18 protein-coding genes are annotated in these 14,489 nt (G+C 42.5%); all 18 read right to left on the bottom strand.

All coding sequences use genetic code 11. From position 1 onward, the window contains the following. Window positions 1-445: 445 nt before the first annotated feature. The 18 genes from hpf to ACWPWY_RS21010 all read right to left on the bottom strand — a co-directional run bounded on the left by hpf (window position 446) and on the right by ACWPWY_RS21010 (window position 14,331). Complete coding sequence (gene hpf, locus ACWPWY_RS21095) at window positions 446-1,012, bottom strand: ribosome hibernation-promoting factor, HPF/YfiA family (protein WP_454193547.1); 567 nt, start codon at window positions 1,010-1,012, stop codon at window positions 446-448. A 270-nt stretch (window positions 1,013-1,282) separates the two neighbouring features. Continuing rightward, entirely contained in the window at window positions 1,283-1,480 is a 198-nt protein-coding gene (locus ACWPWY_RS21090) for a cold shock domain-containing protein (RefSeq protein WP_191800476.1), read from the bottom strand. A gap of 308 nt (window positions 1,481-1,788) precedes the next feature. Continuing rightward, window positions 1,789-2,103: a hypothetical protein gene (locus ACWPWY_RS21085; protein ID WP_454193546.1), complete on the bottom strand. Its 315-nt coding sequence runs from the start codon at window positions 2,101-2,103 to the stop codon at window positions 1,789-1,791. Window positions 2,104-2,125: 22 nt separating this feature from the next. Continuing rightward, window positions 2,126-2,506, bottom strand: a complete 381-nt coding sequence (gene fliS / locus ACWPWY_RS21080; protein WP_454193545.1) for a flagellar export chaperone FliS — start codon at window positions 2,504-2,506, stop codon at window positions 2,126-2,128. Between the two features lie 24 nt (window positions 2,507-2,530). Next, window positions 2,531-4,012 carry a flagellar filament capping protein FliD gene (fliD, locus tag ACWPWY_RS21075; protein ID WP_454193544.1) on the bottom strand — a complete coding sequence of 494 codons (1,482 nt, stop codon included), beginning with the start codon at window positions 4,010-4,012 and terminating at the stop codon, window positions 2,531-2,533. 20 nt (window positions 4,013-4,032) lie between these two features. Beyond that, window positions 4,033-4,380, bottom strand: coding sequence for a flagellar protein FlaG (locus tag ACWPWY_RS21070; protein WP_454193543.1), 348 nt, complete (start codon window positions 4,378-4,380; stop codon window positions 4,033-4,035). 167 nt (window positions 4,381-4,547) lie between these two features. Then, window positions 4,548-5,390, bottom strand: coding sequence for a flagellin Hag (gene hag, locus ACWPWY_RS21065; RefSeq protein ID WP_454193542.1), 843 nt, complete (start codon window positions 5,388-5,390; stop codon window positions 4,548-4,550). Between the two features lie 148 nt (window positions 5,391-5,538). Continuing rightward, window positions 5,539-5,784: a carbon storage regulator CsrA gene (gene csrA / locus ACWPWY_RS21060; RefSeq protein ID WP_454193541.1), complete on the bottom strand. Its 246-nt coding sequence runs from the start codon at window positions 5,782-5,784 to the stop codon at window positions 5,539-5,541. A gap of 2 nt (window positions 5,785-5,786) precedes the next feature. Continuing rightward, window positions 5,787-6,239 carry a flagellar assembly protein FliW gene (gene fliW / locus ACWPWY_RS21055; protein WP_454193540.1) on the bottom strand — a complete coding sequence of 151 codons (453 nt, stop codon included), beginning with the start codon at window positions 6,237-6,239 and terminating at the stop codon, window positions 5,787-5,789. An 86-nt stretch (window positions 6,240-6,325) separates the two neighbouring features. Beyond that, on the bottom strand, window positions 6,326-6,895 hold the full coding sequence (locus tag ACWPWY_RS21050) for a DUF6470 family protein (protein ID WP_454193539.1): 570 nt from the start codon (window positions 6,893-6,895) through the stop codon (window positions 6,326-6,328). 24 nt (window positions 6,896-6,919) lie between these two features. Beyond that, the gene (gene flgL, locus ACWPWY_RS21045) at window positions 6,920-7,843 is read right to left on the bottom strand and encodes a flagellar hook-associated protein FlgL (RefSeq protein WP_454193538.1); all 924 of its coding nucleotides are present in this window, start codon (window positions 7,841-7,843) and stop codon (window positions 6,920-6,922) included. A 21-nt stretch (window positions 7,844-7,864) separates the two neighbouring features. Then, window positions 7,865-9,448, bottom strand: a complete 1,584-nt coding sequence (gene flgK / locus ACWPWY_RS21040) for a flagellar hook-associated protein FlgK (protein ID WP_454193537.1) — start codon at window positions 9,446-9,448, stop codon at window positions 7,865-7,867. Between the two features lie 18 nt (window positions 9,449-9,466). After that, window positions 9,467-9,967 (bottom strand): flagellar protein FlgN, encoded by a 501-nt coding sequence (locus ACWPWY_RS21035; RefSeq protein WP_454193536.1) that lies wholly within the window; start codon window positions 9,965-9,967, stop codon window positions 9,467-9,469. A 9-nt stretch (window positions 9,968-9,976) separates the two neighbouring features. Further along, a complete protein-coding gene (gene flgM, locus ACWPWY_RS21030; protein WP_454193535.1) occupies window positions 9,977-10,261 on the bottom strand; it encodes a flagellar biosynthesis anti-sigma factor FlgM in 285 nt (94 codons plus the stop codon). A gap of 148 nt (window positions 10,262-10,409) precedes the next feature. Next, entirely contained in the window at window positions 10,410-10,817 is a 408-nt protein-coding gene (locus ACWPWY_RS21025; RefSeq protein ID WP_454193534.1) for a flagellar protein, read from the bottom strand. A 216-nt stretch (window positions 10,818-11,033) separates the two neighbouring features. Continuing rightward, complete coding sequence (locus ACWPWY_RS21020) at window positions 11,034-11,837, bottom strand: ComF family protein (protein ID WP_454193533.1); 804 nt, start codon at window positions 11,835-11,837, stop codon at window positions 11,034-11,036. Beyond that, on the bottom strand, window positions 11,830-13,746 hold the full coding sequence (locus ACWPWY_RS21015) for a DEAD/DEAH box helicase (protein WP_454193532.1): 1,917 nt from the start codon (window positions 13,744-13,746) through the stop codon (window positions 11,830-11,832). Before ACWPWY_RS21015 ends, ACWPWY_RS21020 begins: the two co-directional genes overlap by 8 nt. 168 nt (window positions 13,747-13,914) lie before the next feature. Next, on the bottom strand, window positions 13,915-14,331 hold the full coding sequence (locus ACWPWY_RS21010) for a hypothetical protein (RefSeq protein WP_454193531.1): 417 nt from the start codon (window positions 14,329-14,331) through the stop codon (window positions 13,915-13,917). Window positions 14,332-14,489: the final 158 nt, after the last annotated feature.

Here is a 14,489-nt window from a genome sequence, read left to right as displayed (position 1 = left end):
CTAAGGGTAGTGTTAGAAAACTCCAATGTGAAATACATTACCAGTTCTTACATGCACAAGCTGACGTTTTTAATTTCATATATATATAGAAACATATCCATTATGAATTAAACCCAAACTCGGGCTTCAATTGAAAAATGGTTTTGCCTAAATTGTAACAGTTTGTAAAGACTGTCGCAACACGGAGAACCCTTTATTTTACTTGATTTACCATCGAACTGATGGGTTTTATGGCAAAAGTCGGACTCTCACCCCGTGTATATATTAGACGCAGGTCCTACCTAATAAGTTTCGCTAGATCTGTATGCAATTATTGGTAATCAAAAAGGACCTCCTTTCCGCAGAATGGAGGCCCTTCACTATCATCATATAATAATATTCTCATTCAACACTTCAGTGATTCATAAAGAAAATATCAGATATCCTTCGTCACAATGGAAGGGTCCTATTCTTTCTCAATTAAACCATATTTGCCGTCTTTACGTTTATAAACGACGTTCACTTCATTATTCTCAATGTTGGAGAATACGAAGAAATTATGGCCGATCATGTTCATCTGCAAGATTGCTTCTTCAACATCCATCGGTTTAAGTAAGAAACGTTTCGTACGTACCACTTCAAAATCATCATTTTCCAAATCCAGTTCATCATCCGTTGTAGGAGATGTACTTGCAGGAACATTTTCAGCAAAGAGAGTCTTCAAGTTGCCCTCTTGGCGGAATTTACGATTGATCTTTGTTTTGTGCTTGCGTATCTGACGTTCAAGCTTGTCTACTACTGCATCGATGGAGCCATACATATCATTGCTTTCATCTTCTGCGCGAAGTACAAGACCTTTCATTGGTATCGTTACCTCTACCGTGTGCAGGCCTCGATTGACGCTTAGTGTAACATTGCCATCAGAGGTAAGAGGTTCGTCGAAATACTTTTCCAGTTTATTCAGCTTCTTATCTACGTAATCTTTCAAAGCATCAGTAACCTCGATTTGTTGTCCTCGAATACTCAAATTCATAGGGCAGTCCTCCTTTTCCTTTACACCTCGATTATAGCATGAATGTTATGGCAAAGTAAAAAAATAAAGCGGTTTCTTTGTTTATACAAAAAGAGATGTGACAATTTTATTAAGTCCGTTTGAAAAGGATTACATTGGGTTAATACTAGAGTTAATTCTTCATAAGAAAGCATAAAAAAACCTCGAGACCGAAGTCTCAAGGTTTGACGCTAACTACTATACAATTGTTAACCATCTAACCGTATATGTAGGTCGGACAATGCCGGATGATTATAATTTGGTTACGTTAGCTGCTTGTGGTCCACGCGCGCCTTCAACGATCTCGAATTCTACGGATTGACCTTCTTCCAAAGTTTTGAATCCTTCGGATTGAATTGCGGAAAAGTGTACGAATACATCGCCGCCATCCTCAGTTTCGATAAAACCATAACCTTTTTCTGCGTTAAACCATTTAACTTTACCTTGCATGCACGAACATTCCCTTCGTCATCAAATGAAGTGAGCCTAGCTCACAATTCAGACTATAACATCCAAACTTATCCATTGTCAATTGGAAAAGAAAATGATTACCTGCAAATATATAACATATGAATGTTAATAATTCGACAGGGAAAATCGTTCTTAAATTAGATTGATTTTCGATAAAAGTTAACCCTATACCTAAAGAACTATGATAATAAGATGTAATCCACCCTCTAAAGTACTTAATTCCTGTAACTTTCCTCATGTACATGATAAATAAAAGCTTCGGAAGTCGCCCTCCAAAACTTTTATTTTCATTTCTTATAATCCATCAAAATACTATCCCCATAGAATCTATTCTCATATGCGCCACGCTGCACCTTTGAGTTTTGCCGTTGGTTAAGCCAATCACTTGCCTCTTGCTTAAGTGACGTCATTCTCTTCTCGATTAATTGATCGGCTTTTACTACTTCTCTCAAACGTTCTATATCCTGATGACTTAAGGCATTGGTGTGGGATCGCTCAGTAATTGCATCCACAAGGAATTGACGCTGTTCGACAAACGCCGATAGTTCTCTATAATCGCTTACTTCCAGTTCCTGAACCATATTATAGGTTAATTGCTCCAAAGAATTTATAAGTTCACCCATACTAATTTCCACTAACTGCACTCATCCTGCTTGCCTGCTCCCAAGTTGCTCTTAAATCTTGTAAGTAACCAAGTGCTTCCTTTGCAGGAGTATCATCTTTATTGATATTCGATTGCGTCAGCAGATGTGTAATATACTCATAGATCGCTTCCAGATTGTTTGAAATTGGCATCGAACGATCCAGTGTAGCACTAAGCTCACTAATAATAGATTGCGCCTTGCCTAGATTAGTATTCGCTTTCTGATAGTCAACAGTATCGATACCTTCAATTCCTGCATTAATAAAACGAATAGCTCCATCATAAAGCATAATCAACAATTTCACTGGGGAAGCTGTCTGAACCGCAGAATTTCGATAACTATTATACGGTGAAATAGTCATTAGTTATTTATCTCCTTTTAGTCATTAACTGCCTGTATTAAATAGGCTTGCTAAACTATTAGACTGATTATTCAATTGACTTAGCGCCTTTTCCATTGCAGTAAACTGATTATAGTAACGTTCTTCCAGATTATTGAGTTTTGTCGTCATAGCTGAAATCCGCTTATCATAATCTTTCAAAGTAGTATACATCGTGCTGTTCGTGCTAAAAGCTACGGTTAAATCTGCAGAATATTTAGATGTACCCGCTTTAGTCGCAAGTTTATCCATTGAATCCCCAAGTTTATCATACAACTTATCGAATAAGCCTTTGTTGGTAGAATCAACAGCTGAACCTTGAAATAGTTCTAAAACTCCTTCTGGGTTTGAAAGTACCGCCTCTTTCAGCTTTGATTCATCCAGATAGAGTTTCCCTCCTTCACTGTAGCTTCCCGTTATAATTCCCAAGCTTCCTAAACTAATGGAAGAAGCACTTCCTAAATATTCGGTAATTACACTCCTCATCGACGAGACTGTAGATTTTAGAATCTCATCATTTTTAAGCATTCCACTTTTGGCCTTTTCCGTCCACTTTTCAATATCGTCTTCACTCATTGCATCCTTTTGTTCAGAGGTTAAAGGTTTATAGGTACGATATTTTTCTTCTGAAGTTTTTGTATTTAGTAAACTAAGCAAGTCATTATATTGCTGTACAAATGCCTTTACTGTGTCTACTACTTTAGTGCTGTCTACTTCTGTTTTGATCACAGTTGGATTAATTGAACCAGTTGAGTCCTTTGAAAGCTCATTAAACGTCAACTGTACTCCGTTTACTTCAACTGTGTTTGAGTTGTATTCTTTGCTCACACCATTGATCTGCACAATTGCAGGCTTAGAGTTGATTGTATTTTTGTTTTGAAACAAGCTCGTTAAAGTAGAAGTTTCTCCAATATTAACATTGCCTCCATACTCATTAGCTGTAATGGATAACATACCTGTCACTTCATCAAAAATAGCGGTTGCTTTAGCATCTTTATTGTTGTTAATTTTACTTACTACTGAAGCAATTGTATCTGTACTTTTAAATTCATATTCTTGATCGTTAATCTCGATCATAAATGTACTTGATGAATTCCCAGATTGTAATGAGCCAAGTGTAGTTTTGGAATCAGCTACCCCTTGAGATGTTTTCAGTTGACCCTCCATACCACTTTTAGTTGCAAGCTGTTCTACAACTACTGACATCGAAATACCATTGGCATTGTTTTTAGCTACTGCGGCCACTGCATTGGTATTACCTGAGACGACTGCTGATTGGGTATTCATCGTTTGGGCTAATCGGTAATTACTTAGTTTGTTATTACGAAAATCTACGAGTTTACTATTCACTTCACGATAGGACTCTCGTTGCCACTCTACAAGTTGCTTCTTCTGATTCAGTGTATTCAACGGAGTTCTCGCAGCTGTCATTAAATCTTTTACTAATGAATCTGTATCGATTCCTGAAGCTAGTCCACTGATTCTCAAGTTTATGCCTCCTCTTTGATTCACATTTTTTTATCTACTATGATTCCTGTCGATTCTATCATCGTTGCCACAAGGTCCACTAACTTTTCTGGAGGAACTTCCCGTATAACTTTACCGGTTTCTTTATCTAGTACTTTGACCATGATCTGGTGAGTCTTCTCATGGACATTAATATCTAGAATTGTTTCTGGGCCTGCTATTGCCTTGAACACTTTCTCTAATTTCTCTTGTTGAAACTGATTAGCAGGATGTGTCGTTCCATCTTCTGGTACTGATTGACTCTCTTTATTTAAATTAGATTGATGATTCCCTTGATTTGAAACGCTTGTCTGAACATTATTACCTGATAAAGAGAACTGGATATTCATTTAGCAGAACCCTCCAACCTTCAATCTGTGCTATGTACTATTTATATCGGTAGCTTCCATACTCCATTGAAGGTACAATTCTGAATTTAGCACTAAAGAATCAGTGCTTTATACATAAAAAAACTAGCCATCACAAAAGATGGCTAGTTAGAATTATAAATTATAGATTAACGAAGCAGTTGAAGTACTGCTTGTGGTTGTTGGTTAGCTTGTGCAAGCATTGCTTGAGCTGCTTGAGAAAGAATAGAATTCTTCGTTTGCTCAACCATTTCCTTCGCCATGTCTACATCGCGTACACGGGATTCAGCTGCAGTCAGGTTTTCGGAAGATGTTCCTAAGTTGTTAATTGTATGCTCTAGACGGTTTTGAGTAGCACCTAGTTTAGAACGCTCAGCAGAAACCGTTTGAATAGCGGTATTTACTAAAGTAATCGCATCATCAGCGTCAGTTTGACTTGATATACCAATACCCACTGTACTTGCTTCATCTGTACCGGTTGCAACACCTAAAGTGGTGGCATCCATTGCTCCAACTTGAAGGGTTATACTTTGACCAGCATTCGCACCTATTTGGAACGTCTTACCATCAACATCTGAACCGTCTAGTAACTTTTGAGTATTAAATTCTGTTGTAGAAGAGATACGTGTAATTTCTTTTGCTAGTTGTGTAAATTCTTTTTGTAATTCTCCACGGTCGGTGTCTGTATTCGTATCAGTAGAAGATTGAACAGACAATTCACGCATACGTTGCAAAATTGAATGTGTTTCGCTAAGTGCACCCTCAGCAGTTTGAATCAAAGAGATACCGTCTTGAGCATTACGAGAAGCTTGATCCAGACCACGGATTTGTCCGCGCATTTTTTCGGAGATTGCAAGGCCCGCAGCGTCATCACCAGCACGGTTGATGCGAAGACCAGAAGATAGTTTCTCCATAGATTTGCTTTGAGCACCTGAAGCAGAGTTCAGTGAACGAGAAGTATTTATTGCCGCAATATTGTGATTGATAATCATGTTATAATTTCCTCCCTGAAATAAGTTGATATCCACGTCCTTGTGGAACGCCTCAGGCGAAAGGTCGGCCGCCCTTGCCTTCAGCGCCTACAACATATATCGACCATAATCACTTCAATATTTATAGCAAACACAAAAAGTTTTTCTATTATTTTTCATTTTTTACTGACTGTTGATATTTCGCCATTAAAGCCTCAATATGATCCTTCGTTGAAGCGGCAGATTGTTTGTTCGCTTCCTGTATCGCGAGATGAACCTCTTTCCGAAAAATGTCGACTTCCGCCGGCGCGGAAATGCCAATTCGGACCGTCTCTCCTTCAACACCGAGCACGGTAATCTCAATATGATCATCGATAACGATGGATTCTCCCTTTTTCCTGGATAGTACTAGCATCTTTATTCACCATCCTTTTCAAAAAGGGTTCTAGCTGCAGATAATTCCTTGATGGCATGCCGTGTCTGGTAACCGGATTGTTGCAACACGATCTGTTTCGCCTCCGTATTATCTGGATTCAAGACAATCGGTGCTAATAAATTGATACTTGATTCCTCAATCGATGCTTGAAGGGTTACGATACAGCGTACGAGCACCTTCTCTTTAATCCCCAGTTCCATTGTCTCGTGATCCGCAATTTCAAATTCATAACTCGGCTCAAATAAAAACGGATCTGCTAAGAGAAAGGATAGACTTGGCTCACTTAGCGACTGCATCATACTAAATGGACTATTCTCGTAAGGAAGAATGGCAAACTCCTTCTCCTCTTCAAATCCCGGAATTCCTCTATTAAAATGAAATATCTGATCGTCCTCTACTTCCATACTGCCCCAAGAGGCGGTTTCAATGATCAATGTAATCTCTCCTTTATGCTTGTGAGTCTATTATTCTATATAAAAAAAGCTACAGATTTGGCGATCGCCTCTCTATAGCTTCTATGTTACACCGTCTGATCTATTTCAGGGGGAATAAATTGGATGGACGGATACTGCATCATATAGATCTGCAGCTTGCCCCGCTGATAGTCAATCTCGGGTTTGTTTACTTTTACATCGATATCTACGGAACCTCTTTCGATCTCAATGTCCGTCTTTCTAACATTAAAGTGTATATCTACATTATCTATGGAGGCTTCGCCTCTATGCTCCCCTAGGGTCGGAAGAGCCTGCTCTTTCCCATATACCTCAGCAATCGTGTTACCTGGCTTGAAGAACTCCGCCATTCGATTTCCTTGCTCTACCCGCTTGGCAATTCCCTCGAGATAGATTTGTTTTACATTTGAGTATAACCTACTTGTCATCTCCAACAGGGGCCCTCCCGTAATTGCAGCTTGCGCACGGGATTGATCTATACTGAGTTCAGGCTGATGCTGATCAATGCGAATCGTAGCTGGGTTACTCTTGATCTGAAGATCCGCCTTGGTTTGTCTTATGGAATACTGCCCTAAATCTGCATCAATGCCAATGCGTCCATTCTGTTGCCTGATCTGCAACATAGGGATTGTGCTCATGGTAAGTACCCCCTCTTGTCTTGCTTATCTTAGAAAGTCTACTAAGGAAGAAGAGATGATTTTCGCACCAACAGATAACGTTGCATTATAGATATTTTCTTGAATCTGTGATTGAACAGCAAGCTCTGCGTAATTCGCATCTTCTATTTTGGCTTGCAGACTCGTTAAATTATATTCCATATCACCAAGTCTGTTTTGCATTAGTTCAATCCTGTTCATCTTTGCACCGATACCCGCCTGTGCAGCCGTTAATTTCTCTACACGAGTGTCCATTTGAGTCAGTTCAGCAGAGATCGCATCAAAATCTCCATCTTCAAGTGCTTTACTCAAACGATCTGCTATGGCAAATACATTGTCCGTATCATCTGCGGAACCCATAACATCATTACCGCTCACATTAATAGCTAACTGTATCCCGCTGCCGACAGCATAATTCACATTTCCGGTATCAATCATGTCTTGTGTGAATCCGGTAGTAATTGATACATTCTCAGCATTTTTTGCGAAATCGTATGGCTTCTGATTATAACTCTCACCGTTAAAGACATATTTCCCATTAAGCTGGCTATTGCCGATATCGATGAACTGTTCTTTCAGCTGATTCACTTCAAGACGAATACTGTCCAGTGCACTTTGTGGGTTGGTCCCGCTTGATGCAGTAACCGTTAGTTCTCGCATTCTCTGCAAAACTTCATTGGTCTGTGATACAACGGTATCCGAATAATCCAGCCAGGAAATAGCCGAATCTACATTGCTCTGATATTCCGCATTTGAATTGAGTTCCGTACGGTATCGTAATGCATATGTAATACCTACTGGGTCATCTGAAGGCTTATTAATCTTCATTCCCGTGGACATTTGAATCTGCGTATCATTCAACTGCTTCGCGTTACGGTTAATGTTCATCATGAGCTGGTTACTCATCATATTCGAGGTTACTCGGATCATCGTATTACCCTCCTGCCTACCTTATCTTCCTACAGTCCCGGTTCCATTAATTAATTTCTCTAATAGCTCATCAAACGTCGTCATAAATCTAGCAGCTGCGCTATAAGCATGCTGGAACTTAATCATGTTGCTCATCTCTTCATCCAGCGAAACTCCGCTGACGGATTGCCGGGAGTTCTCCACCTGGGTTACCAAAGAGGTAGAGTTCGTCATTTTACGATATGCCTCTTGTGTCTGAACCCCAAGTTCTCCAACCATCGATTTATATAAATCATTAAGTGTTGTCTTATCTGTTCCATCTGGTGTAGTAAAGGAAATGCCTTTCAGACTTCCCATGAGTGAAGCAAGGGTATTATTCCCTTTCACCGCATTACCCGAAGCATCAAGTCGTAAAGAAGAAGCAATCTTATTGGGATCGAGTTGAATCTCTTTATTAAGCGTAATGTTACCTGCTGTAATCGTTCCGCCATCTGCACCTGTGAAAAAAGGAATTCCCGCACTTGCAGAACCATCTAAGGAAAATCCAAGACTATGAAGTCCGTTGAGGCCCTTCACCGTTAAAGGCGTCTCATTCTTGAGGACAGCTCCCGCTGGAAAAGCTTGTCCTGCCAAAACGGTAGACTCCGCACCATTAACCGTAATCACGGTATCTTGGTCTGCTACCGTACCTTCCCGCACTGAGGAACCTGCAGGTAAATTAATCGTAACATCGCCATTCGCAATGGTATTTGCCAGTTGATTGAGATCATTCTGAAAACTGGTTACAAAGCTGTCTCTCGAAACGACCATTCCATACACTTCGCCGCCCGTAAGATCCCCCGCTGCATAAGCATCCGTAAGGAGAGCACTGGTCACTTCTGTAACTGCCGTGCCATTCACCAAATTCTGTCCACCAATGGAAATGTTGTAGCCTTGTTCATTTTCCGTCACGGTTACGTTCGCAATTCTGGATAACTTATCGGTAAGGAGATCACGCTGATCACGAAGATCATTTGCGTTATCGCCCAAAGCTTCTATCCTTGAAATCGTGTTATTCAAATCGCCAATAGACGTAAGATACGTTTGCATCTCTTGTGCCTTAACACCGATATTCGCTGTAAGATCCTGATTTAATCCATCAAGCTGTTTACTCATAAGATTCATAGCATCCGTTAGAGCAAGTGCTGATTCTTTTACAATATTACGGGCTGTGAGGTTCTCCGGATCTTTACTTAGATCAGACCAGGAGGACCAGAAATTATCTAATACGGTCTGTAGACCAGTATCGGAAGGTTCGGTCATGATTCCCTGAATTTTATCTAGCGTTTCATATTGAATCTCCCAATTACCGAGACTGGAACTCTCGCTGCGGAACTGACTATCGAGGAACCCCTGACGGATTCGTTCAATGGCGGAGAACTCCACCCCCGAACCTAATTGGCCCGGGTTAGTAGATCTTAAGTAAGCAAGCGGATCCATGGGAGAAGAAGCGGTCATTTTCACCGTTTGTCTCGTGTAACCCTCCGTATTGACATTGGATATGTTATGTCCTGTTGTATTGAGCGCTGCCGATTGTGTAAACAAACTACGCTTCGCAGTCTCTATTGAATGAAAAGTGGAAACCATCGTGTTACTCCTCCTAACTTAAGCTCGTGAGTCGAAATATCCGAATTGACCTACCGCTCCCTGGCGTTGATCTGGATGTTTGTACACCGGCTCCTGTGTTGGCTTATCAATCAGCACATCCAATGAATAATCAATAAATGCGAGTGACTGCTCCAACAATTTTTGATTCAATTCATTCATTTCTTTAAGTTGCAATAAGGTTGTGCTTAGCGCCATCTGAGCTTGTTGTAATCTTTCCTTATCCTCTACATCAAACACGAGACGAGAGATTTCAGTGATGGTCAGATTCAATTTAGACTTAATTCCACGCTCGAGTAAAAAGGAGACGATCGCTTCATTTTTCATTGCTTCCTGACTTTGAATACGCTTCAATATGACTGACTCTTGGTTTAACAAACGGATTAAAGTATCCGTATCGTTCTTAATAATGGATTCTTTTTTCACTTCCGCTGTACGAAGCATCTCACGATGCGTTATCTCAAGTTCATACATGGCATCAATTAATTGATTTAGGGACATAACTCTCTCCTACTTCTCGGAACTTGATTTAAAATACGGCATCATTTTCTCGGCAAGCTTATCTGTATCGACTCTATAGGTCCCTGAAGCAACTTGTTGTTTCAGTTCCTGAATACGCTGTGTGCGTTCGCTATTATTGACTTGTTCTTGTTTTTGAAGCATTTCCATTGCCTCTGGAGAGATCGTAATCTCATCCTTGCGGTTTGTTTTCTTTCCTTCGGTCTGCTGAGCAGACTCTATGTTTTTGGAATAAGAATGAATTGCTCCTATGCGTCCGGATTCATTAATTTTCATATACGAAGCACCTGCCCTTTCCCTTATATCGGAATGATCTATTGTATCATCTAGTCATCTAAAATAAAAAAACCGATAATCTTTACTAAAGTTATCGGTAGAGGTTGAAACATTGTTTATAGTGTTATAACGAATTAAGACCTGTCTCCTAGGAACGTCCTGTTTTGTCGATTGCACGATAGGCACCTGCTCCTAGAGAACGTCCTTCCCCCTGACTAACCTCCCGGGCTGCACTGCTCAAATCCTTGGTCAAACGCGAACGACAGCTTTCGCACATATGTCCTTCACGAATGAAAGTACCGCAAACTTCACAAGGTAACATAAGATTAGGCGCATCCACTACAGAGATCCGGCCTTCCTTAATGAAACGTGTGATCTGCTTAATCGATACACCTGTCTCGTCGGACAGCTCTTGGACGTTGGCGCCCCTCTGTTTACGTAAATATTCGACACAGTCAACATATTGCTGTTCGATTTCTCTGAGACAAGTTGGACAACAGCCCATTACGTTAAGAGCGTAAAGCTTGCCGCAGTGAGGACAGTTACCTACATTCATCCTCTTCAGCCTCCTTCAAGTAGATCATTTCCGAGTGCTTTTTCTCATTATACCTACGATATTTAGCCTTGTCATCTTTGGTAGTTATGAGAAACAGTGGAAAGTGGTGCTTGCATAACTGTGAAAAATAGAGCACTGATCTGCTTATTCTCACACAATGATTGGACTAGTATATCTCTATATCGGAGAAACGCTACCAAAATCTTACTATGATTACTAGGATCTCGCCCAAGTGAGCGTATAAATTTTAAAATGGATGCCATGCAACTCACCCCAACGCTTAATCGCCTGGCTGCATGCTTCGAGTGTACTGCCCGTTGTATAAACATCATCTACTAGAATTAGGTGAATTGGTTGATGCTTTTCGTTGTGTGGTTGATTCATCAGTACTTTCTTAATATAAAAAGTAGCATCCTCGTGAACAGAGAAAATGTTTCGCATTGATTCTACCCGCTCTTTACGAGACTTATAACTTTGTTTCTCCGTGTGCTGTATACGCATCAGCATTGGAATGACCGGAAGATGCACCTCATGACAAAGTACTTCAGCAAGTCTTTCCGCTTGATTAAACCCCCGCTCTACATACCGCTCCTCACTCACCGGAACAAACGTGACCGCCTGTGCCTCCCATATCATATGAGGAGAAAGCGTCATCTCACGCTGCAAAGCACGGTAAGCTGTACCCAGCATGGTACCAAGAAGTGGAGCCATCCGCTCTTTGCCCCGATATTTATATACCGCCAGCCACTCTCGCATGAGAGCATCATACCTTACCGCACTTCGGTTCATCTCAAAAGAACGGCGGAGGTTCTCAGCTCTTGCACAGTCTGGGCAGCCGATCGCTCTACCGCAGCGATTGCAGCGTATGCTTCGAATCCAAGGAATACTAGAAACACAGCGTGGGCATAACCCAGGGAGTGTGGTGGATAAAGCGCCCCGGTTACCACATGCAACGCAGATCTGTCCCGGCGGCGCAGCCAGCCCATGCAAAAAGGATCGTACCCACTCAAAACTAATCATCTGCAGACTCCTTTCCCACCAAATACCCTTGGCGTCTTGCGATCGTATTCATGCGTTTGATTTGCTTTACGGCTTCTTTCTGACCGAGACTGCGCTCGGGTGCGGCAAAAACGACGTTTCCATCAGGATCATCTTTCGACCTCCCTGCTCGTCCTGCCATCTGTACAAGAGAAGCTGCATCGAAAAGCCGGTTGTTCGCATCGAGAATATACACATCACTTTTGGGTACAGTGACTCCGCGCTCGAGAATCGTAGTTGTGACGAGTAAACGAATAGTCCGATCCCGAAAAGCCATGACTTTCTCTGCACGTAATGGATCCTCAGACGATGTTCCTTCGATTCTTAGATCAGGTAACGTGCGTTTTAGCAAATGTAATAAGGCATCAATCTGAGCGATCCGTGTGACAAACATAAAAACTTGCGCACCTCGCTCTATGGATAACGTGAGTCTTCTGAGTAATTCCGCAGGCAACTTATGTTGCTTCAATAACTGCTGGACAGAAGGAACTTGGAGCATCAGCGGTACGGGCAGAGGATGCCGGTGAAAACGAACCGGCACTCTCGCATGGGCAAGCTTGCCGCTCGCTGCTTGCTTTTGCAGTTCCCTTGGCGGGGTGGCAGATAAATAAATAAAGCTGCCGCCCGGCTTACAACATGCTTCCGCTGCATAAGCGAGCATGGGATCGTTGTGGTATGGGAAGGCATCGAGCTCATCGATGATGACCAGGTCAAAAGCGTGGCGGAAGCGAAGCAGCTGGTGCGTTGTGGCGAGCGTAAGCTCTCCTCGCCGCCAGCGGTCGCTGCTTCCGCCATAGAGGGTGGCGCGTGTCACCTCAGGAAACGCGCGGGCCACCCGGGGAGCGAGCTCCAGCACCACATCGCGCCGCGGTGTGGCTACAAGCACGCTCCCTCCGCTTGCGAGGATGGCATCCAGCAGCGGGAAGGTCATCTCGGTCTTGCCAGCGCCGGTTACGGCCCATAGCAAGAACCGGCCTTTGGCCGCAGCGGAGCTGGCATGGCTCTGCTCCGCCAAGTACGCAAGCGCCGCGCCTGTGGCTGCGCTTTGCGCTGGGCTAAGTCCCCACCGGCTGTCTGCCACGGTGGGGAAACTCCCGGCCGCATCCTCCTTTACGGCCGGGGACGCTGCCCCTCGCAGCAGCATAGCACAAGCCCGGCTGCGCCCGAGCGCGAGGCAAGCCTCGCAGTAGGCGCATGCCGAACTACCGCATGCCGCGCACGGACTTTGCTCGGCAGCGACACTACCACAGCGCCGGCAGTGCAGTTGCACGCGCCTGCCAAGAAGCCACTGTCCCAAACCACGCCGCTTCTTATCTAGCGACTGTTCAGCTACAGCTGCTTCATAAGCAATCCGTCCCGACAAATACGCAAGCTGTACTGCAGCTTTATATTCAGTTTGCATACTCGGAACGTTCTCCGCTAGCAATGCTTCCGCTTCCGGGAGGAGCAGCTGTCTGCCTGCCAGCTGCTCGGCGGCCTCTACTGCATCATTATAAATTGAATGAATCGCCTCTTCTGCTTGATCGGTTCCCCTAAGCCGCACCATTTTAATATCTAAGCAATCACGAAGTAACTTCATGCCATCCTTACCAGGTTCCTGCGATACCTTCTCTTGTAAAATGGACTCCGTCCATCTTCTCCACCCCTCAATTGATGTCTTTCCTCTAATCACTACATTCTGCTTGCGGAAATTCTCTCTCAGATGACATGCCCAAGAAAAAGGCATCTTGGATGAAATCCAGATCATGGACCAAGATTCCTTAGTCTTCCGCCTTCTAGCTTCCCACCATAACTGGTCGGCTTCAGGGCAGATCGATATATATAAATTCAGCTCATCTGATTTTGTATGATATCCTTCTTCTTCCCTTGCCAAATATACAGCTACTCTCAAATCCTTCCCCCCCTAAATAACGCAAAAAAGCACATACCTCGGTAATCTACCGAAGTATGTGCTTCATACTTAATAAAAATATAGAAAAAAGTACCATATAAGTTCTATATATACAATATTAATGACAATACCGCAACTTTTTCGAAGCTCATTCGTTTTATAATATATCTACAGTTTGCTTACGAATGGAATTCCTTGAAGCGTGCCTTCTTGACGAAGATCGATATATTTCATATCTTCCCATTCCTGTATACCGCTTACGTTAACATAAGACAAGGATTCGTCGCCAGCAATGATATCTAGTTCGATTCCAGCCATGTCGAACAGCCGATTTAGCAAAAGCATCGTTTCATCGCTTGAGTCATAATCCACTACGGTAACTTGATGGGTTTTCCCTCGCAAAGATGCATCTAAAGATAGTGCTCGGATAATCCACTCCAGTATAAATCCATGGTTACTTGTAATCAAAACATAACGCGTTTGCTCGGCTTGTTTCTGATTTGATTGCAGCCTTCGATAAACAAAACGTACGGTTGCAGCAGATAGGCCATAAACAAGCGCAATCCATAACAAATGTTCGATCATGGCGACTGCACCTCCCTTTACGACAATATATGCCGTAAATAGGGACGTTGACACAATGAACGTTTATAAAAGTTTATTTATTTAGCTGCTGATTCGCATCAAAAAACTCCGAATATCACAAACTCTAGTCATATTTATACTTCATTACAAGAAGCCGA

The sequence above is a fragment of the Paenibacillus sp. Marseille-Q7038 genome (assembly GCF_965111595.1).
The sequence above is the reverse complement of the archived record's forward strand: the minus strand, read 5'-3'. Positions and strand labels throughout refer to the sequence as shown.